This is a genomic window from Methylobacterium sp. C25 (assembly GCF_021352225.1).
Lineage (GTDB): Bacteria > Pseudomonadota > Alphaproteobacteria > Rhizobiales > Beijerinckiaceae > Methylobacterium.
Genome location: NZ_JAAUVI010000002.1, coordinates 114,307 through 136,170 on the forward strand (window position 1 = coordinate 114,307; position 21,864 = coordinate 136,170).

Consider the following 21,864-nt stretch of genomic DNA (forward strand, 5'->3'; position numbering starts at 1 on the left):
TACCATGGCTCGCTTCTTCATCGATCGGCCCGTCTTCGCCTGGGTCGTCGCCCTGTTCATCATGCTGGGCGGCGCGCTTGCGATCCCGCAGCTTCCGGTGGCGCAGTATCCGATCATCGCTCCGCCCGCGATTGCGCTCAACACGCAATATCCCGGTGCCTCGGTGGAGAACCTCTATACGGGCACGACGCGCCTGATCGAGGACGAGCTGAACGGCGCGGCCAACATCCTCAGCTTCGAGTCGGCCTCCGACAGCTTCGGCGTCATCGAGATCACCGCGAACTTCATGCCGGGCACCGATCCCGGCTACGCGGGCGTCGAGGTCCAGAATCGTCTGAAGCGCGTCGAGGCGCGCCTGCCGGCCGAAGTGCGTCAGCAGGGTATCCTGGTCGAGGAAGCCTCGGCCGCCACGCTGAACATCATCACCCTGGTCTCTACGGACGGGAAGACCGACGAGGTCGGTCTCGGCGACTTCCTGATCCGCAACGTCATCAACGAGATCCGCCGCATCCCCGGCGTCGGTCGCGCGACGCTCTACTCGACCGAGCGCTCGCTCCGAATCTGGATCGACCCGGACAAGCTGCGCGGCCTCTCGCTGAACGCTGCCGACGTCACCAAGGCGATTGGCCGTCAGAACGTGCAGATCGCCTCCGGTGCCGTCGGCGCTCAGCCGAGCCCCGAGAGCCACGCGGTCAACTACCCGATCATCGTCAAGGGTCAGATGACCGAGCCGGACGCCTTCGGCGCCATCGTGCTGCGCGCCAATCCCGATGGGTCGAACGTGCGCCTGCGCGACGTCTCGCGGATCGAGCTCGGCGGCGACGACTACAAGTTTACCACGCGCCTCAATGGCGGCCCGGCCGCCGGTATCTCCGTGACGCTGGCGCCCGACGGCAACGCCATGGAGACCGCCAAGGCCATCCGGAAGAAGATGAACGAGCTGTCCCAGTTCTTCCCGGATACGGTGAAGTGGGACATTCCCTACGACATCACACCCGCTGTCGAGGCCTCTATCGAGAAGGTGCTCCACACGCTGGTCGAAGCCGTGGTGCTCGTCTTCATCGTGATGTTCCTGTTCCTCCAGAACATCCGCTACACGCTGATCCCGACCATCGTCGTGCCGATTGCGCTGCTCGGCACCTGCACGGTGATGCTGCTCGCCGGCTTCTCGGTGAACGTGCTCACCATGTTCGGCATGGTGCTCGCCATCGGCATCCTCGTCGACGACGCCATCGTCGTGGTCGAGAACGTCGAGCGCATCATGAACGAGGAGGGTCTCCCGCCGAAGGAGGCCACCAAGAAGGCGATGGGCCAGATCACCGGCGCCATCATCGGCATCACGCTGGTGCTCATCGCGGTGTTCATCCCGATGGCGTTCTTCCCCGGCTCCGTGGGCATCATCTACCGGCAGTTCTCGATCGCGATGGTCACCTCCATCGCCTTCTCGGCGCTGCTCGCCCTCTCGCTGACCCCTGCCCTCTGCGCCACGCTGCTCAAGCCCATCGAAAAGGGCCATGGCCACGCCAAGGGTGGCTTCTTCGGGTGGTTCAACCGCGTCGTCGACCGTGAGACGGCGCGCTACAGCCGCGGTGTCGGCTGGTTCATCAAGAAGTCCGGCCGCGTGATGATGATCTACGTCGCGCTGGTCGCCGGCGTTGGATTCGCCTTTGTGCGGATGCCCGAGGGCTTCCTGCCGCTGGAGGACCAGGGCTTCTTCACCGTCGACATCCAGACCCCGCCGGGCTCCTCCTACAACCGCACCATTTCCGCGGTGAAGAAGGTCGAGGATCACCTACTGGCTCAGCCGGGCGTCGCCACCGTGACGATGATCAACGGCTTCTCGTTCTCGGGCCAGGGCCAGATGACGAGCCAGGCCTTCGTGACGCTCAAGCCTTGGTCGGAGCGCGACGCGAGCCAGTCCGCCGCCAATCTCGTGAAGGGCACCAACGAAGCGATGGCCGGCTATCGCGACGCCGCCTTCGACGCGCAGGAGCCGCCGCCGATCGACAATCTCGGTAACGCGGCCGGCTTCTCGTTCCGCCTGCAGGACCGGGCGCAGAAGGGCTACACCGCCCTGCTCGCGGCGCAGGACCAGTTGCTCTCGCTCGCGAAGAAGAGCCCGGTCCTCGTCAAGATGAAGATCGAGGGCCTGCCCCCTGCCCCGCAGGCGGAGCTCGTGATCGATCGTGAGAAGGCGGCCGCGCTCGGCGTGAACTTCGAGGACATCAACGAGACGATCCAGGTCAATCTCGGCTCGGTCTACGTCAACGACTTCCCGAACCGGGGCAAGATGCAGCGCGTGATCGTCCAGTCGGACGATCTGCAGCGTCTCGGAGCGGCGGATCTGCTGAACTACGCGGTGAAGAACGCGCAGGGTACCATGGTGCCGATGTCGTCTTTCGCCGACCTGAAATGGAGTGTCGGCCCGGCCCAGATCGTCGGCTTCAACGGCTACCAGTCGGTGCGCTTCACGGGCGAGCCGGCCCCTGGCTACACGACCGGCGACACCATCAAGGAGATGGAACGGCTGATGACCTTCCTGCCGAAGGGCTTCGGCTACGCCTGGACGGGTCAGTCGCTGCAGGAAAAGGAGGCCGGGTCGCAGGCGACGCTTCTGCTCGCCTTGTCGGTGCTGATCGTCTTCCTATGTCTCGCGGCGCTCTACGAGAGTTGGGCGATCCCATTCTCGGTGCTGCTCGTGATCCCGCTCGGCGTGATCGGCTCCGTCGCGGCGGTCTATCTGCGCGGCATGCCGAACGACGTCTATTTCAAGATCGGGCTCATCACGATCATCGGCCTCTCGGCCAAGAACGCGATCCTGATCGTGGAATTCGCCAAGGACCTCTGGAAGCCGGGCACCTCGATCGTCGAGGCGACAATCACGGCGGCGCGCCTGCGCTTCCGCCCGATCGTGATGACCTCGCTGGCTTTCATCTTCGGCGTCGTGCCGCTCGCGATCGCGACCGGCGCCGCCTCGAAGAGCCAGCAGGCCATCGGCACCGGCGTGATGGGCGGCATGATCTCGGCCACCCTGCTCGCGGTGATGTTCGTGCCGGTGTTCTTCGTGGTGGTGATGCGTATCTTCAAGCGGAAGCAGGTCGCCGCTGGGGAGGAGGCTCAGGGCGAGCCGACGCCTGCCGGGCATCCGGCGCCGGCGGAGTGATGGTGGGGAGTGGGCGCTCGGTCGCCCACTCCACCACGCTTCCCAGGGTTCCCCTGGCCTCTCGACTACGGTGGTCGGCCGTCGCCGGGCGCGCGCCCAGCTTAACCTTCCGCAAACCATTCCGCAGCCGAATGGTGCGCTGCAGCGATCCATGTGCGCCAGCGCAAGTCCGCCCCATAAAGCCAAGCCTATGACCGCCACTCCTCGACGAGTGAAACAAGGTCATGCGGTACAAGGTTCTTCTGGTGCTCACGCTGCTCGCATTCGTGCTCGGCGGTCGCGCTCCGGGCATGCGCGAACTGCGCAATCCCGATGCCGAGCATGTCGGAGTGGGCCGTGCCGCCGTGGCGCTCAAACGCCACGTCGTCTGAGGCCTTGGGGCTCTCGGCTTTTCCGGCCGGCGGCCCTAATCCTCGGTCATGCAATGGTCCGACGACGGCCTGGTGCTCGGCCTACGCAAGCATGGCGAGACGGGTGTCATCCTCGAACTCATGACCGCCGAGCACGGGCGCCATCTCGGCCTCGTGCATGGCGGCCGCTCGCGCCGGATGCAGCCGATGCTGCAGCCGGGCAACACGCTGCACGCAACCTGGCGGGCGCGGATCGACGAGTCGCTCGGCTCCTACACCGTGGAGCCAGCGAGCCTCGTCGCCTCGCGGCTGATGGGGTCGGCGCTGGCGCTCTACGGTATTGGTCATATCGGTGCGCTGCTGCGGCTGCTGCCCGAGCGCGATCCGCATCTCGGTCTCTACGATGCGGCCCAAGTGCTGGTGGAGCATCTGGGCGATCGCAGTATCGCGCCGGCCCTCATGGTGCGCTTCGAGTTGGCCCTGCTGACCGAGCTGGGATTCGGCCTCGATCTCTCGAATTGCGCCGCCACCGGCGTGAACGATGCGCTGATCTACGTCTCGCCCAAGACCGGGCGCGCGGTCAGCGCCTCGGCCGGCGAGCCCTATCGCGACCGTCTTCTCAAGCTTCCCGCTTTCCTAAGGGACCGCAGCGGCGTACCGAGTGACGAGGAGATCGCTCACGGCTTCCGCCTGACCGGCTATTTCCTGTCCCAGCACATCTGGGAGCCACGTGGGCTGCAGCCCGCCGAGGAACGGGCACGATTCATCGCCAGCGGGACCGAGACCGAGGTATGATGTTCGTGTTATGTTCTATGTGAAACATCGACTGGGGTGAAGGATGGGCGAGGCTTTCGAGCCGCCGAGCAGTGATGGCAACGATGGCATCCAGAGCGTCGAGCTGAAGTCGGCTCTGGAGGACCGCTACTACGCCTATGCGCTCTCCACGATCATGCACCGGGCGCTGCCGGATGCCCGCGACGGGCTGAAGCCGGTGCATCGGCGCATCCTCTACGGCATGCGCCTGCTGCGGCTCGATCCGACCGCGGCCTTCAAGAAATGCGCAAAAATCGTCGGCGACGTGATGGGTGACTTCCACCCCCACGGCGACCAGGCGATCTACGACGCGCTGGTGCGCCTCAGCCAGGATTTCGCGCAGCGCTATCCGCTGGTCGACGGCCAGGGCAATTTCGGAAACATCGACGGCGATGGGCCGGCGGCCTACCGCTATACCGAGGCCCGGCTCACCGAGGTCGCCCGCCTGCTGCTCGACGGCATCGACGAGGACACGGTCGATTTCCGCGCCTCCTACAACGGCGAGAAGGAGGAGCCCGTCGTCCTGCCGGCGGCCTTCCCGAACCTGCTGGCTAACGGCTCGCAGGGCATCGCGGTCGGCATGGCGACCTCGATCCCGCCGCACAACGCCGCCGAATTGTGCGACGCCGCGCTCTACCTGATCCAGAACCGCGAGGCGTCGTCCGAGCAGCTCTGCACCTTCGTACAGGGCCCGGATTTCCCGACTGGCGGCGTGCTCATCGACAGCCCGGAATCGATCCGCGAAGCCTATCGCACCGGCCGCGGCGGCTTCCGCGTGCGCGCCCGCTGGATGAAAGAGGATCTCGGCCGCGGCACCTGGAACATCGTCGTCACCGAGATCCCCTACGGCGTGCCGAAGAGCCGGCTCATCGAGAAGATGGCCGAGCTTCTCCAGGAGAAGAAGCTGCCGCTGCTCGCCGACGTGCGTGACGAATCGGCCGAGGACGTGCGCGTGGTGCTGGAGCCACGCTCGCGCAGCGTCGACCCGGTCACGTTGATGGAATCGCTATTCCGGCTCACCGAGCTCGAAGCGCGTATCCCGCTGAACCTCAATGTGCTCGTCGGCGGCCTCGTGCCGCGCGTGATCGGGCTCGCCGAGTGCCTGCGCGAATGGATCGACCATCGCCGCGTCGTCCTGCAGCGCCGCTCGACCTTCCGCCTCGGTCAGATCGACCGCCGCCTCGAAATCCTCGGCGGCCTGCTCATCGTCTATCTCGATCTCGACGAGGTCATCCGCATCATCCGTGAGGAAGACGAGCCGAGGCCCGCGCTGCAGAAGCGCTTCGAACTCACCGAGCTCCAGGCCAACGCCATCCTCGACACGCGCCTGCGCAGCTTGCGCAAGCTCGAAGAGATGGAGCTGAAGCGCGAGTTCGACGACCTTACCAAGGAGAAGGCGGGGATCGACGAGCTTCTCGGATCCGAGAAGCTGCAATGGGCCGACATCACCAAGCAGATCCGCGCGGTGAAGAAGACCTTCGGGCCTGACACCAAGATCGGCAAGCGCCGCACCACGCTCGAAATCCCGCCCGACACCGCTGGCATCGACTTCACCGCCGCCATGGTCGAGCGCGAGCCGGTGACGGTGATCGTCTCGCAAAAGGGCTGGATCCGCGCACTGAAGGGCCATGTCGCCGACCTGTCGGGCGTGGCCTTCAAGGGCGACGATGCGCTGAAGGTCGCCTTCCCGAGCGAAACGACGGCCAAGGTCCTGGTGCTCGCCTCGAACGGCAAGGTCTTTACGCTGGAAGCCTCGAAGCTGCCGGGCGGCCGCGGCTTCGGCGATCCGATCCGGTTGATGGTCGATCTCGACGACGGCACCGAGATCGTCGCCGCCCTGCCCTACAAGCCGGAGAGCAAGCTGCTCATCGCCGGCACGGATGGGCGCGGCTTCGTCGCGCCGGCCGACGCGCTGATCGCCAACACCCGCAAGGGCAAGGGCATTCTCGGCCTCGACGACGGCGCCAGGGCAGCGTTCATCGTCCCGGCCGAGGGAACCCACGTTGCGGTGTGCAACTCGGCGAAGCTGATGCTGGTCTTCCCGATCTCCGAACTGCCGGAACTCGCCCGCGGCAAGGGCGTGCGGCTGCAGCGCTGTCGCCAGAGCGAGCTGACGGATGGCTGCGTGTTCCCGCTCACCGAGGGTCTGCCCTGGCGCGAGGTCGGCGGCGCGGTGCGGCTCGCCAACGCACAGGTGTTGGAGAAGTGGCTCGGCCACCGCGCCGAGGTCGGCACGCTGATGACGCGCAGCTTCCCGAAATTCGAGCGCTTCGGGAAATAGCCGCCGATCGTCGGCAGGGCCGCCCCATGTGCCACCGAGCACGGCGGCCCGGTCGAGCTAAAGGTTAAGCCTTCGTTCATGGCAGGACGCGAACCGCGGAGGGGCGCCATGAACAAGAGCTTGAAGGTCATCGTCGCCGGGTTGGTGCTGGCTGGAACCGTATCGGTTCCGGTGGCCCATGCAGCCAAGAGCCCGCGCGAATTGGCGCGCACTGAAGTCCCGGCCAAGGCCGATACGTGTAAGCCGAAATGGCCCTACATCGTTCTGACCTGCGTCGCCTGATCGTCCTTCGTCATTGCTTCGCTGCGCTCGCAGTGGCGGGATCAATCTGTCCTCTTTGAGCCCGAGGCCGGATCAGTCCGGCAGGCCGAACACGATCACCGCGCCTCCCTGGCGGAAGCCCCAGATCTGGCTGCCGCCGGCGGCGACGGCCACGAATTGCTTCCCGTCCAAGGCGAACGAGATCGGCGGCGCGTTCACGCCGGCTCCACAATTGAAGCGCCACAGCTTCTCACCGCTCTTCGCATCGTAGGCTGCGAAATCGCCGTTGCCCTCGCCGTTGAAGACGAGGCCGCCCTTGGTGGCGAGCACGCCGCCGACGAGCGGGTCCGGCGTCTTCTGCTGCCAGAGGATCTTGCCGTTCGCCTTCAGGTCGATGGCGGAGAGCAGGCCGTACTGGCCCGAGGCTGCCGGCTCGATGTTGAAATAGTGGACCGGCGGTTTGCCATCGACAGGCGGGAGCACCTGCGCCCGATAGGTCGAGGGCCAGTGCATGGCGGCGAGATAGACGACACCCTTCTCGGCATCGACGGAGGTCGGCGACCAGTTCACGCCACCGCCTACTCCGGGCGCGATCACGGTGCCTTCCAGGCTCGGCTGCTGGAAGAGGTTGGTCTGCGGCACGAAGGGCTCGGACTTGAAGAGCAGCTTGCCCGTTGCCCGATCGTGGACGAAGTACCAGCCGATCTTGCTGGCCTGCCCGACGACGGGCGTCGACTTGCCACCGATGTCGAGGTCGAACAGGGCGGGAGGGCTGGCGACGTCATAGCCCCAGAGGTCATGCGGCACCTGCTGGTAGTGCCAGACGATCTTGCCGGTCTTCGCATCCAGCGCGACGAGGGAAGAGGTGTAGAGGTTGTCGCCCGGCCGGCTCTCGCCGGCCGCTTGCGGCGACGGGTTGCCAATCCCGAAGAACAGCAAGCCAGTCTGCGAGTCGAGGGCTGGCGCGTGCCAGATCGAGCCGCCGCCGTAGCGCCAGGCATCCTTGTGCTCGGAGACGGCGGCCTTCTCGGCGGCGACGTCCCTGTGCATCGGGGTGCCGTAAGCGGTCGTCTCGACGAAGCTGCCTTCCCAGTCCTGCCGGGTCGTATCGAATTGCCAGGCGAGTTTGCCTGTCTGCGCGTCGAAGGCGGCAAGGAAACCGGGGCGACCGTAGCGTCCGGCGACGCCGATGACCGCGCCGAGCGGCGCTCCGGGCCTGTCGCTGTCGAGGTGCAGGCCGTAGCCGACACCGGTGATGCCGACGATCACCTTGCCGTCGAAGACCAGCGGCGCGGAGTTCGCACCGAGGCCAGTGGCGCCCGAGACCTTGCCCTTGAGGGCCGGGTCGGAGCCGGTCAGCGTGCTGCGGTCCTCGCTCGGGCCATCAGGCTCGGAGGCATCGGCGAGCGGGATGTCCCACGCCACCTTGCCGGTCGCCTGGTCCAGGGCAACGAGGCGCGCATCGACGGTGGCGACGAAGACTTTGCCGTAACCGAGTGCTGCGCCGCGATTGGCCGGTCCGCAGCAGAGCTTCTTCGTCCGAGGCTTGTGCTCGTAGCGCCAGATCTCCCGGCCGGTCCGGGCATCGACCGCCATGACGTGCGAGAACGGGGCGGTGACGTACATTACCCCATCGGCGACGAGGGGTGTGGTCTGGAAGGTCGCCGCAGTGCCGGTCTGGTAGATCCACTTCGGAACCAGCGTCTTCACGTTGTCCGTGCTGATCTGGTCGAGGGGCGAGAACCGGCGATCGGCGTAATCGCGGCCCGGCAGCAGCCAGTCCGACGAGTCCTTGTCGGCGCCGATGAGCCGCGCGTCGTCGACGGGCGCAGCGACGGCGGGCAAGGTCAGAAGCAGGATGGCAGCGAACAGACTCGCGAGCCGGTCGGCGAGGCGTGGCACGAAGGCGCTCTCCCTGTTGCGGCTTGGAGCGCCTGCCCGATCCGGACCAGAGCGCGCCGCTCGGGCGCGATCATCGGCGGTGACCGCCGTGCGTCAATTCTATCTTTGGTCCACCACGGCCCGCGACGGGCCGATCGGTGGTGGTACGGCTCAGCGGCGGCGGAACTGCTGGCCGCGCTGCGGCGGACGTGGGCCCGAGGCGCGCTCGTCCTTGTGGCGGAACACGAGGCGGCCCTTCTCGAGGTCGTAGGGCGACATCTCGACGGTCACGCGGTCGCCCGCCAGGGTCTTGATGCGGTTCTTCTTCATCTTGCCCGCCGTGTAGGCCACGATCTCGTGTCCCTGGTCGAGCTGCACGCGGTAGCGCGCGTCCGGAAGGATCTCGATCACGAGACCGTCGAACTGCATCAATTCTTCTTTCGCCATTCAACCTGTCTCCGGCCGGATCGCCGTCACGGGCGCATCGGCTGCATCGAAACCATCACTGCAATCTAGAACACTCGACCGTGCGGGTCCGATCCGCGGAGGCGCAGCCAGGACGAGCGAAAGCGTGATCTAGTCTTCGCGCCCTTCGCGCGCAACCTATCCACACCCTGAGGCGGCGACTTATCGACCGCCAAGGGCCGGATTATGCCGCGAGATCAGCGCGGAAGCTCGTTCCCCGCGTAGTCGATCCGGCCATCCGGCGTCTTGCGCCAGACGACGAGACCGTAGGGCGGATTTTTCAGGTCACCCCTGGCATCGAAAGCCACGTCGCCGAGGAGCGTGCGCAGCGGACGCCCGGAATGGAGGAATTCGGCGACGCGACGCGCATCGGCGGATTTCGTCGCCTCGATCGCGCCTTTCAACACTTCGACCGCCGCGTAGGAGCGCGCCGCGAAGGCCTCCGCCTCGGGTGGGCGTGATGCGGCTGGTTTGCGATCCTTGCCGTCGGGCAATTTGCGGGGCTCGGGGGCCAGCGTCATCACCGTCCCGTCGGCGCCGGGGCCGGCAATCTGCGCGAAATCCTTTTCGAGAATGCCGTCGCTGCCGATGAAAGTGCCGGCGAAGCCGCCGTCGCGCATTGCGCGCACCAGCAATGCGGCCTCGGCGGAACCTCCCCCGAAATAGACAGCGTCGACCTTGGCGGCCTTCATCCGCGCGACGAGGCCGGAAAAATCCTTGTCGCCCCGGCTGATGCCTTCGAACAGTGCTTCGCGCCCGCCGCGCTCCTTCAGCGCCCGCGTGGCCTCGTCGGCGAGCCCGCGGCCGAAGGCGGTCTTGTCGTTTATCAGGGCGACGGGCTTCCCGGCGAAGTGCTCCGCCAGCCAGGAACCGGCGAGCGCACCCTGCTGCGCATCGCTGCCGCAAAGGCGAAACACGTTCCACGCGCCGCGCGATGTCAGAGAGGTCCAGGCCGCGGCGGGCGTGATGGCAACGATCCCTGCATCCTCGTAGACGCCGAGGGCGGCCGCACTGGCGCCGGAATTCAGATGGCCGACGACGAGCGTTACGCCATCCGTTGCAAAGCTCTTGGCGACGATGGCGGCCTGTTTCGGATCGCCGGCATCGTCACGCACGACGAGCTGCAGCTTCTGTCCGTTGACGCCGCCGCCGCGGTTGATGTCGGCAACCGCCTGCTCGGCCCCGGCCTGCATGCCCTGGCCGAAGCCGGCATCCGGCCCCGTGAGCGGCGCGGCAAGGCCGATCCGAATCGGCGCCGGCGCAGCCGAGGCTGCGGCGGGCCAAGCCAGCAGAGCCGCCGCTGCAAGTGCGCGAAGCCGCCTGATCGCTGTCATGTCTGCCGCATCGCAGATCGCCGGATCCCCTGGCCGTTGGGTCAACGTGATAGCGCCGGGCGGCACGGCCCGGAAGCCAGCTTCGATTCCGCATTGCGAAATACAGCGCGGCGACTACCTCATTGACGAGACGCCTTCTCTCGCTGACCGGGGCAGCGCCCCTGGAGCTCAACACGATGCTTGCCACTGACCAGACCATCCTGCGCGAGGCCGAGGCCTGGCGCCGCGAGGGACGCGGCGTCGCATTGGCGACGGTGATCGAGACATGGGGCTCGGCGCCCCGGCCGGTCGGCAGCCATCTCGTGATCGAGCGCGACGGCAACTTCCTCGGTTCCGTTTCGGGGGGCTGCGTCGAGGGTGACGTGATCGCTGAGAGCCTCGACATCATCGAGAATGGAGGCTCCCGCGTGCTGGAATTCGGCGTTGCGGACGAGACGGCTTGGCGGGCCGGCCTGTCCTGCGGCGGACGTATCCGCGTCTTTGTCGAGCGGATCGACTGAGGCCGGCGCCATGAAGCTCGATCATCTCGCCGCCCTGAACGCCGAGCGCGACGCGCGCCGCCCGGCTATTCTCGTCACCGACACCGCAAACGGGACGCAGCGCCTGGTGCGTGAGATCGACATTGACGGCGACCCGCTCGCCGAGACGCTGCGGGAGCGTCTGCTGAGCGGCAAGAGTGGGATCGTCGAGGTAGAGGGGCGTTCGCTCTTCCTGACCGTGCAGGTGCCGCCGGTGCGGCTGCTGGTGGTTGGCGCAGTCCACATTTCGCAGGCCCTCTGCCCGATGGCCGCCGCGTTGGAACTCGACGTCACCGTGATCGATCCGCGCACGGCCTTCGCGACGCCGGAGCGGTTTCCCGACGTCGCCCTTCTGGCGGAATGGCCGGACGATGCCTTTGGCCGCCTCGCGCCGCTCGACCGTTACACGGCGCTCGCCGCGCTGACCCACGATCCGAAGATCGACGATCCCGCGTTGCTCGCGGCGCTGAAGGCGGAGTGCTTCTACGTCGGTGCCTTGGGCTCACGGAAATCGCATGCACGCCGGCTCGATCGCCTGCACGAGGCCGGGCTCGGCCCCGAGGCCACGGCTCGCATCCATGGGCCGATTGGCCTGGACATCGGCGCCATCACGCCGGCCGAGATCGCAGTCTCGATTCTCGCCGACGTGATCGCGACGCTCCGGCGAGATCGCATCCGCGGAAAGACGAAGGGCGAGCGCGCCGATTGCATGCGCCACGGCCTCGATGCCTGAGCCGACAATCGCCGCGGTCATCCTCGCGGCTGGTCGCGGCACCCGGTTCGGGCCAGCGCCGAAGTTGCTGGCATTGCTGGAGGGTGAGCCGCTTGTGCGGCATGTGGCGAAGGCGGCGCTGGCTTCGTCGGCAAGGCCGGTCGTCGTTGTCCTCGGCGCTCATGCCACTGCCGTCGCTGCCGCCCTCGACGGGCTCGACCTGCATCTCGTCGACAATCCGGATCACGCCGCCGGGCTCTCGACCTCCCTGCGTGCAGGGCTCGCAGCGCTGCCCGCCGATACGAGTGCTGCGATCGTTCTGCTCGGGGACATGCCGCGGATCTCCGCGGCCCATATCGATGCGCTTGCTGAAGCCTACCGGTTCGCCGACCCACGACCCGGCGCCGTCGTGCCGGTGACCTGCGGCCGGCGCGGCAATCCCGTATTGCTCGATCTCGATCGGCTTGCCGATGCGCTTGCGGCCGTGTCCGGCGACCGTGGCGCCGGGCCACTTCTCGCAGGCCGCGCCGACGTATTGGAGATCGCTATGGACGCGAGCGTCGCGTTCGACGTCGATACGCCGGAGGCGCTGGCAAGTTCAGTCGCGCGCGCCTCTCGTTGATCGCTCCTCCTCGTCGGAGGAAGCGGCCGTTCAGCGCTCCTTGATGATGCGGTGGGCCCCGTATCCCACCGAGGCCCAGACGAACGCTGCCGCGGTTCGTACCGGAAAGAACGTCGGTCCATCGTGACTGATGGGCGCCGGCCAGGGAATGCCGACGGCGCTGACCATCCAGGAAAACAGCACCGATACCGCGAGTCCGGCGATGGCCGCGATGAACAGCTTGCCGAACTGGTCCGCCTTCCATCCGAGGAACAGGGAAACGCCGATCAGGACCGGATCGAACGCCGCCATGATCCAGACGGCGACGGGATAGACCGGGACGGAGAGATGCTCGGCGGGGGTCACGCCCACCACGCCTTGGGCAGGCTCACGCGCCCGGCCGATTCCTCGATGACCTGCGAGGCGGCGAAGAGCGTCTCCTCGTCGAAGGGACGCCCGATCAGTTGCAGGCCCAGCGGCAGGCCCTGCGCGTCGAGGCCGGCGGGAACCGAGATACCCGGCAGGCCGGCCATGTTCACCGTCACCGTGAACACGTCGTTGAGATACATCTCGACCGGATCGGCCGAGCCCTTCTCGCCGATGCCGAAGGCGGCGGATGGCGTTGCCGGGGTCAGGATCGCGTCGACACCCGAGGCATAGGCCTCTTCGAAGTCGCGCTTGATCAGGGTGCGGATGCGCTGGGCGCGCACGTAATAGGCGTCGTAATAGCCGGCCGAGAGCACGTAGGTGCCGATCATGATGCGGCGGCGGACCTCGCGGCCGAAGCCGGCGGCGCGGGTGTTCTCGTACATCCCGGCGATGTCCTTGCCGGGCACGCGCAGGCCGTAGCGGACGCCGTCATAGCGGGCGAGGTTCGAGGAGGCCTCGGCCGGGGCGACGATGTAGTAGGCCGGCAGGGCGTATTTCGTGTGCGGCAGCGAGATCTCCTTGACCGTCGCGCCGGCGGCCTTGAGCCATTCCGCGCCCTGGTCCCAGAGCTTCAGGATCTCCGGCGACATGCCGTCGACCCTGTATTCCTTCGGGATGCCGATGGTCAGGCCCTTCACGCCCCACGAGACGGCGGCCTCGAAATCCGGCACCGGCATATCCACCGAGGTGGTGTCGCGCGGATCGTGGCCGGCCATGGAGCCGAGCAGGATCGCGCAGTCGCGCGTGGTGCGGGCGATCGGGCCGGCCTGGTCCAGCGAGGAGGCGTAGGCGACGATGCCCCAGCGCGAGCAGCGGCCGTAGGTCGGCTTGATGCCCACCGTGCCGGTGAAGGCGGCGGGCTGGCGGATCGAGCCGCCGGTATCCGTGGCGGTGGCGCCGAGGCAGAGATGCGCAGCAACTGCGGCCGAGGAGCCGCCGGAAGAGCCACCGGGGACGAGCTTGGTGTCCGAGCCGTTTCGACGCCAGGGCGAGATCACGTCGCCATAGGCGCTGGTCTCGTTCGACGAGCCCATGGCGAACTCGTCGAGGTTCAGCTTGCCGAGCATCACCGCCCCATCGCGCCAGAGCTGCGCCGAGACATTGGACTCGTAATGGGGCTCGAAGCCGCCAAGGATCTTGGAGCCCGCCGTGGTGTGGACACCCTGCGTGCAGAACAGGTCCTTGATGCCGAGCGGCAGGCCTTCCAGGCTCCGGGCCTCGCCCTTGGCGATCTTCTCGTCGCTGACCTCGGCCATCTTCAGCGCACGGTCGGGCGTCTCGACGAGATAGGCGTTGAGCACCCTCGCCTTCTCCAGCGCATCGATGTGAGCCTGCGTGATCTCGCGCGCCGAGAAGCGCTTCGCGATCAGCCCGTCGCGGGCATCGGCCAGGGTGAGTTCGTTGAGTGCCGTCATTCCCGATCCAGCTGGTCCGCCCATCGCCTGGGCGCGCTCCTCGCCGTGCGAGGAGGAAGAAAGGATGTTGCGCGTCGAGGTGCGGCTACTCGACGACCTTCGGCACCAGGAAGTAGTTGTCCTCGGTCTCGGGCGCGTTCGCGACGATGTCGGCAGCGCGGCCGCCCTCGGTGACGGTGTCGACGCGCTTCTTCATCACCATCGGAGTGACAGAAGTCATCGGCTGGACGCCCTCGACATCGACCTCGTTGAGCTGCTCGACGAAGGCCAGGATGGCGTTCAACTCGCCCTGGAGCGGCGCCACGTCCTCATCCGCGACCGCGATGCGCGCCAGATGCGCGATGCGCCGCACCGTTTTCTCGTCGACCGACATCGCGTCCTTGCCGTGCCAAATCCATTCGCGTGCCGAGAGGCCGCGGGTCGGCGGGGCTATAGCATCGGGTTTCGCGGGCGGGCAACGCCGCGCAGGGTCGCTCGGTTAGACCATCCGTCAGACGATCGCGTGCCCGATCGTTACGGGCTGCTCGACCAGGATCCCACGCCGCTGATACCGATCGGCGTAGCTGATACCGACAGCCAGCACCTCGATGGCAAGCGCCAGCATCAACACGTGCTTCCGCTTCAAGGTGCCCTTGCGTGCGGGCGCCGGAAGATCGGTCCGAGATGTCGGAGACGCGAGGCGGTCGAATGCGGCCATCGAGGACCCTGGTCGGGAGGGTTAATGGATCGTTAATGCCATATAGCCGTGCCTGATCCATTTGGCGCCATCTGAATTCTCGCGGATGGTGAACGGGCCGGTGGACAACCCGGAGGCGGCAGACGTAAGCCGGGGTTCAATCCGCGCCATTCCGGGAGGCCGATCATGTGGCAGGGCGTCTTCGCGGAAATCACGCCGGGGCTTCTCTCGACCGAGGCGGACATCGCGCGGGCCGAGGCCGAACTGGGCTTCGCGCTGCCCGCATCCTATCGAGCCTTCGCCCGGGAATGCGGGGCGGGCCGCATCGGCGGTCAGCTCCGGATCGCCACGCCGGTGCCCGTGCCCTCCGCCGACATCGTCACGCGGGCCCATGTTGTTGCCCACAGCGTGGCGGTGGCGATCGACAGCCTGTCCGAGAATCCCCTGACCCGTGACGAGCCGCACCGCTTCACCATCGAGGGCGATGCCGATGCGGCCCTGATGGAGCGTGCCGCGTTCTTCGGCGAGACCTCTGGCGGCAGCTTCCTGTTCTGGGACGTGACGCCCGGCGCGGAGGAGTACGAGATCTGGGCTCTCGACGCCGATCTGGAGACGATCCATTTCGGCGGAACCGATCTGCTCGCGCTGGTGCGGGGGCTCCAGGGTGCGGAAATCCTCCACATCCTCGGCGGGGCCGACGCGCCCCTGCCCTCGCTGTTCGAGGGCGACGACGAGGCGGCGCTCGCGCGGATCGCGCTCGAGGCTCCGGCCGGAGAGCTCGAGGCGTGAACCGGGAAGAAATCGCGGGTTTCGTCGGGGCATCGTCCGGCGGGCCCCGGCTGATGGGGCTCGATCTCGGCACGAAGACGATCGGGCTGGCGCTCTCCGATATCGGCCGGCAGATCGCCTCGCCGCTGGAGACGATCCGGCGCGTGAAGTTCACGCCCGACGTGGCGCGGCTCTCGGAACTCTGCGCGCAGCATCGCGTCGGCGGCCTCGTGATCGGCCTGCCGCTGAACATGGACGGGACAGAGGGGCCGAGGGTTCAGTCGACGCGCAGCTTCGTGCGCAACCTGAAGCCGATCCTGCCGCTGCCGGTCTTTCTGCAGGACGAGCGCCTGTCGAGCGCCGTGGTGAACCGGATGCTGATCGAGGCGGACGCCTCACGCGCCCGGCGCGGAGAGCTCGTGGACAAACTCGCCGCCGCCTACATCCTGCAGAGTTTTCTCGATGTGATGCGCGAAGCGCTGGTGCTGGACGCTGAGGATTCCGCTAGCGCGTGATCCGCGCGATCACAGCCTCGCGCTCGCGGCGGCTCGCCGCCAGCTTGTCCTTCACTGCGGCGACGATGCCGGGACGCGCGCGCTCCGGCGTGCCGGATTCGAAGGGCGGCGCCGGCGCGTATTCGAGATGAAGCTGGATCGCGCGCGCGGCGTCGTCATTGACCAGTTCTGCGATGAGCGTGAGCGCGAAATCGATGCCCGCAGTGACCCCGCCGCCGGTGACGATGTTGCCGTCCTGGACCACACGGCCCTGAGTCGGGATCGCGCCGAGGGCGGCGAGCAGGTCATGCGCGCCCCAATGCGTCGTCGCCTTGCGATTCTTCAGGAGGCCCGCCGCGCCAAGCACCAGCGAGCCCGTACAGACGGAGGTGACGTAGCGTGCATGCTCTGCCTGCCGGCGGATGAAATCGAGCGTCGTCTCGTCGGTAAGCAGCGGATTGATGCCGGAACCGCCCGGCACGCAGATCACGTCGAGTTGCGGGCAGTCCGCGAAGGTCACGGTCGGCGTGATCACCATCCCGGTCGAGCTCGTCACCGGAGTGAGCGACTTGGCGACGAGGTGCACCTCGACGTCGGGCAGCAGGGCGAAGACCTCATAGGGCCCGGTGAGATCCAGCTGCTGGACCTTGGGAAACGTCAGGAGGCCGATCTGGAGGGTCAAGGGCGTCGTCTTCGCTTCCGAAATGGCAGGATGTTGCAGGCATAGACCATCCGTTCGCCGCAGGCCCGCCCGTCCTCCGCCCGGCAGCCATGCGCCTGAGGCGACTGTCCACTCCGAGATCCGGGCCGTGCCGACCCTTGCCAGCTTCGTTGCGGGGTGCTGGATCGATGGATGGCCTCGCGATCCCTCGTCCTCACCGCCGAATTGATCGCCCGTGCCCATCCCGATCCCGTGGCCGACGACGAGACGGCGCTCCAGGTGATGACGGATGCGGAACTCGCGCCCGGACTGGCCCGAGCGCTCACCGCCCGCTCGGCTACGTCGGACCCCGTCTGGATCTTCGCCTATGGCTCACTGCTGTGGAGCCCGGAATTCGCGGTGACCGAGCAGAGGATCGGCCGTGTCCACGGTTGGCACCGCCGGTTCTGCCTGCTGCAGCGCCGTTTCCGTGGCTCGCCCGAGTGGCCGGGCGTGGTGCTAGCGCTGGAACCGGGCGGGTCGTGCCGCGGCGTCGCCTTTCGCCTCGACGGGCTCGACCCCCACGCGACACTGATGCCCGTCTGGCGGCGCGAGATGAAGGGCCGCGGCTACGAGGGGCGCTGGGTCGAGGTCGTCACGGATGAGGGGCCGGTCACGGCACTGACCTTCGTCGTGAACCGCGCCAGCGACCGCTATACCGGACGTCTCGACGAAGCGGCGATCGCCGACATCATCGCGACCGGCTGCGGGCATCTCGGGCCGAGCGCTGAATACCTGTTCCACACCGTGTCGGCCTGCGCCGAGCTCGGAATCCACGATCCGCATCTATGGCGCCTGCAGGCGCTGGTCGCCGATCGGTTGCGCGGCTGAGTCCCCCTCAGCCTGCGGCAAGCGAAACCGCACCGTTGCCGTGCCGCTCGACGCGCCCGTCGAGTTCGAGTTCCAGCAGCGCCGTCTGGACGATCCGGACCGACAGCCCGGCCGCACGCGACAGCTCGTCGGTGCCGATCGGTGTCGGGCTGAGGAAGGAAAGCAGGCGGGCGCTGTCCTCCTGCGGCGGCGCGGTCTCGGCAGCGAGGTCGGGCGCTGCGGCCGGCAGGCCAGCTCCGTCGAGATCGATCTCGTCCCAGAAATCCGGCTGCTCTTCCAGGGCCGCGTGCATAAGACCGAAGGCCTGTCCCTCGCTGAACGGATCGCTGCGCTCGACGAGCGGAGCGATAACGGTGAGGATATGCTCGACCTCCGCCACCAGCGTCGCGCCCTGACGGATCAGGTCGTTGGTGCCCTCCGCGCGTGGATCGAGCGGCGAACCCGGCACCGCGAAGACCTCCCTGCCCTGCTCCAGCGCGTAGCGCGCGGTGATGAGCGATCCGGAGCGGCGTGCGGCTTCGACCACCAGCGTGCCGAGGCCCAGCCCTGAAATGATGCGGTTGCGGCGGGGGAAATCGCGCCCGCGCGGCTCCCAGCCCATCGGCATCTCGGCGACGAGCACCCCTCCTTCTTCCAGGATTCTCTCGACCAACGGTCCGTGGTTCGACGGGTAGATCCGATCGTGGCCGCCAGCGAGCACGGCCACGGTGCCGGTGGCCAACGTAGCCTTGTGCGCGCTGGCATCGATGCCGCGCGCGAGTCCGGAAACCACGACGAGGCCTGCTTCGCCGAGCCCGCGGGCCAACCGGTCCGTCAGCGTCAATCCGGCTGCCGAGGCGTTGCGTGAGCCAACGATCGCCAGCGACGGGCCGGCAAGGGCCTCGAGGTTGCCGCGGACGGCGATCAGTGGCGGCGCTGCATCGGTGGCCTGGAGGCTACGCGGATAGGCGTCCTCGCCGGTGGCAATGAAGCGAACGCCGAACCGCGTAGCCGCCGCCATCTCCTTCTCGATCTCGGCCTTCGACGGCGGCGTCACCCGCTTGCCGGCGCGGCCGGTGATCGCGGGGAGAGCCTCGAGCGCGCCAACGGCGCCGCCGAACCGGCTGATGAGCCTGCGGAACGTGCGGGGGCCGACGCCGTCGGTGCGGATCAGGCGCAGCCAGTCGAGGCGCTGCGCGTCGGTGAGCTGCATCCGGCCCCTCCTCCCGGGAGAGGCGGCGAACTCAGCCCTTCTGCCCGATCCGCCCTTCGGTCCCCGCGATCAGTCGGCGGATGTTGGGCGTGTGCTTCCACCATAGCAGGGCGGCGAGCACGAGGAACAGCAGCGCAACCTGCGGATGTCCGAGTGCCCACAGGATCAGCGGCGTCGCGGCCGAGGCGGCGAGCGCAGAGAGCGATGAGTATTTCAACGCGAAGGCGAGACCGAGCCAGATCACCGCGAAGGCGAGCAACGCTAACGGGCTGAGGGCGAGCAGAACGCCGAGGAAGGTCGCGACGCCCTTCCCGCCCTTGAAGCCGAGCCAGACTGGGAAGAGATGGCCGAGAAAGGCCCCGAGGGCAGCCGCCAAGGCCGCCCCCTCGCCCCAATGCCCGGCGATCAGCACGGGCACGGTGCCCTTGAGGGCATCGAGCAGCAGCGTCGCGGCGGCGAGGCCCTTCCGGCCGGTGCGAAGCACGTTGGTCGCGCCGATATTGCCCGAGCCGATGGCCCGCACGTCGCCGAGCCCGGCGAATTTCGTGAGGATCAGGCCGAAGGGAATCGAGCCGCAGGCGTAGCCGAACACGAGACCGGCGAAGAGGAGCGGCCAGCCGGTGTCAGGCATCAGGCGGCACCCGCGAAAAGGTCGGAGCGGTGGACGATGCGGCCACCGACCAGGGTCATCATGGCGGCGCCCTGCAGCCGGGCCTCGTCGAATGGCGAGTTCTTGGAGCGCGACTTCAGCTGTCGCTTGTCGATCACGTAGGGCACGTCCGTATCGATCAGAACCAGGTCCGCCGGCGCACCAGGTGTTAGCTGCCCCGCCTCGCGGTTCAGGAGTCTGGCAGGGTTTGCCGAGAGCGCCGCGAGGACCCGCGCGAGCGGCACCTCGCCGGTATGGACAAGGCGGAGGGTTGCCCCGAGCAGGGTCTCGATGCCGAGCGCCCCATCCGCGGCCTCGGCGAAGGGCAGCCTTTTGGTCTCGACATCCTGCGGGTTGTGATCCGAGACGATGACGTCGATCACGCCCTCGTTCAGGGCCGCGATCACCGCGTGGCGGTCGGCCTCGCTGCGCAGCGGCGGCGAGAGCTTGCAGAAGGTCCGGTAGTGGCCGATGTCGCCCTCGTTCAGGACGAGGTTGTTCACCGAGACGCCGCAGGTCACCGGCAGGCCGTCCTGCTTGGCCCTGCGCACGATGTCCACCGAGTCGGCGCAGGAGATCATCGCCGCGTGGTAGCGCGCGCCGGTGAGGCGCACGAGGCGGATGTCGCGCTCGAGCATCACCGTCTCGGCCTCGCGCGGGATGCCGTGAAGGCCGAGCCGCGAGGCCATCTCGCCCTCGTTCATCACCCCGTCGCCGACGAGATCCGGCTCCTCGACATGCTGCATCAGCAGCGCGCCGAAATCGCGGGCATAGGTCAGGGCGCGGCGCATGAGCTGCGCGTTCGTCACCGCCTTGAGCCCGTCCGTGAAGGCGACGGCGCCGGCCTCCTGGAGAAGGCCGAACTCGGTCATTTCCTTGCCGGCCAGCCCCTTTGTGATGGCGGCCGCGGGCAGCACGTTGACGCTCGCCGTGTCGCGCGCCCGGCGCAGCACGAAATCGACGATCGGCGCGCCGTCGATCACCGGATTGGTGTCCGGCATGCAGACGAGTGTCGTCACGCCGCCGGCCGCAGCCGCGGCGCTCGCCGAGGCCAGCGTCTCCCGGTGCTCGGCGCCGGGCTCCCCGACGAAGGCGCGCAGATCGACGAGGCCCGGGGTGAGGACAGAATGGCCGCATTCGATCCGCTCGCATTCCTCCGGCACACCGGGCGTCGAACCCCAGGCGACCTCGGCGATGCGGCCGTCGACGACGAGGACAGAGCCGGGGGCCTCGCGACCGGTCGCGGGGTCGAGCAGGCGGGCGCTGGTGAGAAGAGCGGGACGCTGGGCCATCCGTGTCACTCGTTCGGCAGGTGCGTCGCGAGGGCTTCGAGCACGGCCATGCGCACGGCCACGCCCATCTCGACCTGCTCCCGGATCAGCGATTGGGAGCCGTCGGCGATCTCCGAAGAAATCTCGACGCCGCGGTTCATCGGGCCGGGATGCATGACGAGGGCGTCGGGTTTCGCGAGCGACAGCTTGTCGGCGTCGAGGCCGTAATAGCGAAAGTACTCCTTCACGCTGGGCACGAAGGAGCCGTGCATGCGCTCGCGCTGCAGGCGCAGCATCATGACGATGTCGCAGTCCTTCAGACCCTCGCGCATCTGCGTGAAGACCTCGACGCCGAAGCGCTCGATGCCCGGCGGCAGCAGATTGGAGGGGCCGATCACCCGCACACGGGCGCCGAGCGCCTGGAGCAGGATGATGTTCGAGCGGGCGACGCGCGAATGCAGGACGTCGCCGCAGATCGCGACCGTCAGGCCTTCGATCCGGCCCTTGTTGCGGCGGATGGTGAGCGCGTCGAGGAGCGCCTGGGTCGGGTGCTCGTGGGCGCCGTCGCCCGCATTCACCACCGCGCAATCGACCTTGCGAGCCAGCAGATGCACGGCGCCGGCCGCGTGGTGACGCACGACGATGATGTCGGGCCGCATGGCGTTGAGCGTCGCCGCGGTGTCGATCAGCGTCTCGCCCTTCTTCACCGAGGACGAGGCGACCGACATGTTCATCACGTCCGCGCCGAGTCGCTTCCCGGCGAGCTCGAACGAGGATTGCGTGCGGGTCGAGGGCTCGAAGAACAGGTTGATCTGGGTGCGCCCGCGCAGGACGTTGCGCTTCTTCTCGACCTGCCGGGACAGCGAGACCGCCGCCTCGGCCTGATCGAGCAATCCCTCGATATCAGGGCGCGACAGCCCCTCGATGCCGAGGAGGTGGCGGTGGGGAAAGCTCGGCGGGGATGCGGCGGGCGTCATATTGAGGCGATGGCTATAGGCGTCGCGGCCCAGGGCAGCAAGGCGATCGGCCCGACAGAAAATCGCTTCTCCATCGTCCTGAG

22 protein-coding genes are annotated in these 21,864 nt (G+C 67.7%); 11 read left to right on the forward strand and 11 right to left on the reverse strand.

The window, feature by feature from the left end:
- Positions 1 to 4: 4 nt before the first annotated feature.
- From HCU64_RS06835 to HCU64_RS06855, 5 genes are all read left to right on the forward strand, one after another.
- Complete coding sequence (locus tag HCU64_RS06835; protein ID WP_233383088.1) at positions 5 to 3,163, forward strand: efflux RND transporter permease subunit; 3,159 nt, start codon at positions 5 to 7, stop codon at positions 3,161 to 3,163.
- Positions 3,164 to 3,387: 224 nt separating this feature from the next.
- Positions 3,388 to 3,534, forward strand: coding sequence for a hypothetical protein (locus tag HCU64_RS06840; protein ID WP_233383089.1), 147 nt, complete (start codon positions 3,388 to 3,390; stop codon positions 3,532 to 3,534).
- Positions 3,535 to 3,582: 48 nt separating this feature from the next.
- On the forward strand, positions 3,583 to 4,308 hold the full coding sequence (gene recO, locus HCU64_RS06845; RefSeq protein WP_233383090.1) for a DNA repair protein RecO: 726 nt from the start codon (positions 3,583 to 3,585) through the stop codon (positions 4,306 to 4,308).
- Between the two features lie 43 nt (positions 4,309 to 4,351).
- A complete protein-coding gene (parC, locus tag HCU64_RS06850; RefSeq protein ID WP_233383091.1) occupies positions 4,352 to 6,607 on the forward strand; it encodes a DNA topoisomerase IV subunit A in 2,256 nt (751 codons plus the stop codon).
- Between the two features lie 108 nt (positions 6,608 to 6,715).
- The gene (locus HCU64_RS06855; protein WP_233383092.1) at positions 6,716 to 6,889 is read left to right on the forward strand and encodes a hypothetical protein; all 174 of its coding nucleotides are present in this window, start codon (positions 6,716 to 6,718) and stop codon (positions 6,887 to 6,889) included.
- Positions 6,890 to 6,961: 72 nt separating this feature from the next.
- Here HCU64_RS06855 and HCU64_RS06860 read toward each other — a convergent pair whose 3' ends face one another.
- The 3 genes from HCU64_RS06860 to HCU64_RS06870 form a co-directional block, all read right to left on the reverse strand.
- Positions 6,962 to 8,770 (reverse strand): pyrroloquinoline quinone-dependent dehydrogenase, encoded by a 1,809-nt coding sequence (locus HCU64_RS06860; RefSeq protein WP_233383093.1) that lies wholly within the window; start codon positions 8,768 to 8,770, stop codon positions 6,962 to 6,964.
- A gap of 150 nt (positions 8,771 to 8,920) precedes the next feature.
- A complete protein-coding gene (infA, locus tag HCU64_RS06865; protein WP_147081632.1) occupies positions 8,921 to 9,196 on the reverse strand; it encodes a translation initiation factor IF-1 in 276 nt (91 codons plus the stop codon).
- A 215-nt stretch (positions 9,197 to 9,411) separates the two neighbouring features.
- The gene (locus HCU64_RS06870) at positions 9,412 to 10,548 is read right to left on the reverse strand and encodes a branched-chain amino acid ABC transporter substrate-binding protein (RefSeq protein WP_233383094.1); all 1,137 of its coding nucleotides are present in this window, start codon (positions 10,546 to 10,548) and stop codon (positions 9,412 to 9,414) included.
- Between the two features lie 176 nt (positions 10,549 to 10,724).
- Here HCU64_RS06870 and HCU64_RS06875 point away from each other — a divergent pair, with 176 nt between their 5' ends.
- Genes HCU64_RS06875 through HCU64_RS06885 form a run of 3 tightly spaced genes read left to right on the forward strand, consistent with a single transcriptional unit; the run spans position 10,725 to position 12,400 of the window.
- Entirely contained in the window at positions 10,725 to 11,048 is a 324-nt protein-coding gene (locus HCU64_RS06875; RefSeq protein WP_233383651.1) for an XdhC family protein, read from the forward strand.
- 10 nt (positions 11,049 to 11,058) lie between these two features.
- Entirely contained in the window at positions 11,059 to 11,799 is a 741-nt protein-coding gene (locus tag HCU64_RS06880) for an XdhC family protein (protein ID WP_233383095.1), read from the forward strand.
- On the forward strand, positions 11,792 to 12,400 hold the full coding sequence (locus HCU64_RS06885) for a nucleotidyltransferase family protein (RefSeq protein WP_233383096.1): 609 nt from the start codon (positions 11,792 to 11,794) through the stop codon (positions 12,398 to 12,400). The genes HCU64_RS06880 and HCU64_RS06885 overlap by 8 nt, the downstream gene beginning before the upstream one ends.
- Positions 12,401 to 12,430: 30 nt before the next feature.
- Here HCU64_RS06885 and HCU64_RS06890 read toward each other — a convergent pair whose 3' ends face one another.
- The 3 genes from HCU64_RS06890 to gatC all read right to left on the reverse strand — a co-directional run bounded on the left by HCU64_RS06890 (position 12,431) and on the right by gatC (position 14,596).
- Entirely contained in the window at positions 12,431 to 12,691 is a 261-nt protein-coding gene (locus HCU64_RS06890; protein ID WP_233383652.1) for a hypothetical protein, read from the reverse strand.
- A 50-nt stretch (positions 12,692 to 12,741) separates the two neighbouring features.
- Entirely contained in the window at positions 12,742 to 14,223 is a 1,482-nt protein-coding gene (gene gatA / locus HCU64_RS06895; RefSeq protein ID WP_233383097.1) for an Asp-tRNA(Asn)/Glu-tRNA(Gln) amidotransferase subunit GatA, read from the reverse strand.
- A gap of 85 nt (positions 14,224 to 14,308) precedes the next feature.
- Positions 14,309 to 14,596 (reverse strand): Asp-tRNA(Asn)/Glu-tRNA(Gln) amidotransferase subunit GatC, encoded by a 288-nt coding sequence (gatC, locus tag HCU64_RS06900; protein ID WP_233383098.1) that lies wholly within the window; start codon positions 14,594 to 14,596, stop codon positions 14,309 to 14,311.
- A gap of 489 nt (positions 14,597 to 15,085) precedes the next feature.
- On the opposite strand from gatC, the gene HCU64_RS06905 reads away from it, so the two are divergent.
- Together HCU64_RS06905 and ruvX are read left to right on the forward strand one after the other, a co-directional pair.
- Positions 15,086 to 15,688 (forward strand): SMI1/KNR4 family protein, encoded by a 603-nt coding sequence (locus HCU64_RS06905; RefSeq protein ID WP_233383099.1) that lies wholly within the window; start codon positions 15,086 to 15,088, stop codon positions 15,686 to 15,688.
- Positions 15,685 to 16,182 carry a Holliday junction resolvase RuvX gene (gene ruvX, locus HCU64_RS06910; RefSeq protein WP_233383100.1) on the forward strand — a complete coding sequence of 166 codons (498 nt, stop codon included), beginning with the start codon at positions 15,685 to 15,687 and terminating at the stop codon, positions 16,180 to 16,182. The genes HCU64_RS06905 and ruvX overlap by 4 nt, the downstream gene beginning before the upstream one ends.
- Here the strand turns inward: ruvX and HCU64_RS06915 are convergent.
- A complete protein-coding gene (locus HCU64_RS06915) occupies positions 16,172 to 16,843 on the reverse strand; it encodes a DJ-1/PfpI family protein (protein WP_233383101.1) in 672 nt (223 codons plus the stop codon). The genes ruvX and HCU64_RS06915 overlap by 11 nt on opposite strands.
- A 171-nt stretch (positions 16,844 to 17,014) precedes the next feature.
- Here HCU64_RS06915 and HCU64_RS06920 point away from each other — a divergent pair, with 171 nt between their 5' ends.
- Positions 17,015 to 17,692, forward strand: a complete 678-nt coding sequence (locus HCU64_RS06920) for a gamma-glutamylcyclotransferase (RefSeq protein ID WP_233383102.1) — start codon at positions 17,015 to 17,017, stop codon at positions 17,690 to 17,692.
- Between the two features lie 7 nt (positions 17,693 to 17,699).
- Here HCU64_RS06920 and dprA read toward each other — a convergent pair whose 3' ends face one another.
- The 4 genes from dprA to HCU64_RS06940 are packed head-to-tail and all read right to left on the reverse strand — an operon-like array spanning position 17,700 to position 21,781.
- On the reverse strand, positions 17,700 to 18,884 hold the full coding sequence (dprA, locus tag HCU64_RS06925) for a DNA-processing protein DprA (protein WP_233383103.1): 1,185 nt from the start codon (positions 18,882 to 18,884) through the stop codon (positions 17,700 to 17,702).
- Positions 18,885 to 18,915: 31 nt separating this feature from the next.
- Positions 18,916 to 19,515, reverse strand: a complete 600-nt coding sequence (plsY, locus tag HCU64_RS06930; RefSeq protein ID WP_233383104.1) for a glycerol-3-phosphate 1-O-acyltransferase PlsY — start codon at positions 19,513 to 19,515, stop codon at positions 18,916 to 18,918.
- Positions 19,515 to 20,825 (reverse strand): dihydroorotase, encoded by a 1,311-nt coding sequence (locus HCU64_RS06935; protein ID WP_233383105.1) that lies wholly within the window; start codon positions 20,823 to 20,825, stop codon positions 19,515 to 19,517. The genes plsY and HCU64_RS06935 overlap by 1 nt, the downstream gene beginning before the upstream one ends.
- A 5-nt stretch (positions 20,826 to 20,830) precedes the next feature.
- Complete coding sequence (locus HCU64_RS06940; protein ID WP_233383106.1) at positions 20,831 to 21,781, reverse strand: aspartate carbamoyltransferase catalytic subunit; 951 nt, start codon at positions 21,779 to 21,781, stop codon at positions 20,831 to 20,833.
- Positions 21,782 to 21,864 lie beyond the last annotated feature (83 nt).

What these genes read in the sequence shown, in the direction of transcription:
- HCU64_RS06835 (WP_233383088.1), top strand. Translation starts at nt 5, where the DNA reads ATGGCTCGCTTCTTCATCGATCGGCCCGTCTTCGCCTGGGTCGTCGCC.
- HCU64_RS06840 (WP_233383089.1), top strand. Translation starts at nt 3,388, where the DNA reads ATGCGGTACAAGGTTCTTCTGGTGCTCACGCTGCTCGCATTCGTGCTC.
- recO (WP_233383090.1), top strand. Translation starts at nt 3,583, where the DNA reads ATGCAATGGTCCGACGACGGCCTGGTGCTCGGCCTACGCAAGCATGGC.
- parC (WP_233383091.1), top strand. Translation starts at nt 4,352, where the DNA reads ATGGGCGAGGCTTTCGAGCCGCCGAGCAGTGATGGCAACGATGGCATC.
- HCU64_RS06855 (WP_233383092.1), top strand. Translation starts at nt 6,716, where the DNA reads ATGAACAAGAGCTTGAAGGTCATCGTCGCCGGGTTGGTGCTGGCTGGA.
- infA (WP_147081632.1), bottom strand. Translation starts at nt 9,196, where the DNA reads ATGGCGAAAGAAGAATTGATGCAGTTCGACGGTCTCGTGATCGAGATC.
- HCU64_RS06870 (WP_233383094.1), bottom strand. Translation starts at nt 10,548, where the DNA reads ATGACAGCGATCAGGCGGCTTCGCGCACTTGCAGCGGCGGCTCTGCTG.
- HCU64_RS06875 (WP_233383651.1), top strand. Translation starts at nt 10,725, where the DNA reads ATGCTTGCCACTGACCAGACCATCCTGCGCGAGGCCGAGGCCTGGCGC.
- HCU64_RS06880 (WP_233383095.1), top strand. Translation starts at nt 11,059, where the DNA reads ATGAAGCTCGATCATCTCGCCGCCCTGAACGCCGAGCGCGACGCGCGC.
- HCU64_RS06885 (WP_233383096.1), top strand. Translation starts at nt 11,792, where the DNA reads ATGCCTGAGCCGACAATCGCCGCGGTCATCCTCGCGGCTGGTCGCGGC.
- HCU64_RS06890 (WP_233383652.1), bottom strand. Translation starts at nt 12,691, where the DNA reads ATGGCGGCGTTCGATCCGGTCCTGATCGGCGTTTCCCTGTTCCTCGGA.
- gatA (WP_233383097.1), bottom strand. Translation starts at nt 14,223, where the DNA reads ATGACGGCACTCAACGAACTCACCCTGGCCGATGCCCGCGACGGGCTG.
- gatC (WP_233383098.1), bottom strand. Translation starts at nt 14,596, where the DNA reads ATGTCGGTCGACGAGAAAACGGTGCGGCGCATCGCGCATCTGGCGCGC.
- HCU64_RS06905 (WP_233383099.1), top strand. Translation starts at nt 15,086, where the DNA reads ATGTGGCAGGGCGTCTTCGCGGAAATCACGCCGGGGCTTCTCTCGACC.
- HCU64_RS06920 (WP_233383102.1), top strand. Translation starts at nt 17,015, where the DNA reads ATGGCCTCGCGATCCCTCGTCCTCACCGCCGAATTGATCGCCCGTGCC.
- dprA (WP_233383103.1), bottom strand. Translation starts at nt 18,884, where the DNA reads ATGCAGCTCACCGACGCGCAGCGCCTCGACTGGCTGCGCCTGATCCGC.
- plsY (WP_233383104.1), bottom strand. Translation starts at nt 19,515, where the DNA reads ATGCCTGACACCGGCTGGCCGCTCCTCTTCGCCGGTCTCGTGTTCGGC.
- HCU64_RS06935 (WP_233383105.1), bottom strand. Translation starts at nt 20,825, where the DNA reads ATGGCCCAGCGTCCCGCTCTTCTCACCAGCGCCCGCCTGCTCGACCCC.
- HCU64_RS06940 (WP_233383106.1), bottom strand. Translation starts at nt 21,781, where the DNA reads ATGACGCCCGCCGCATCCCCGCCGAGCTTTCCCCACCGCCACCTCCTC.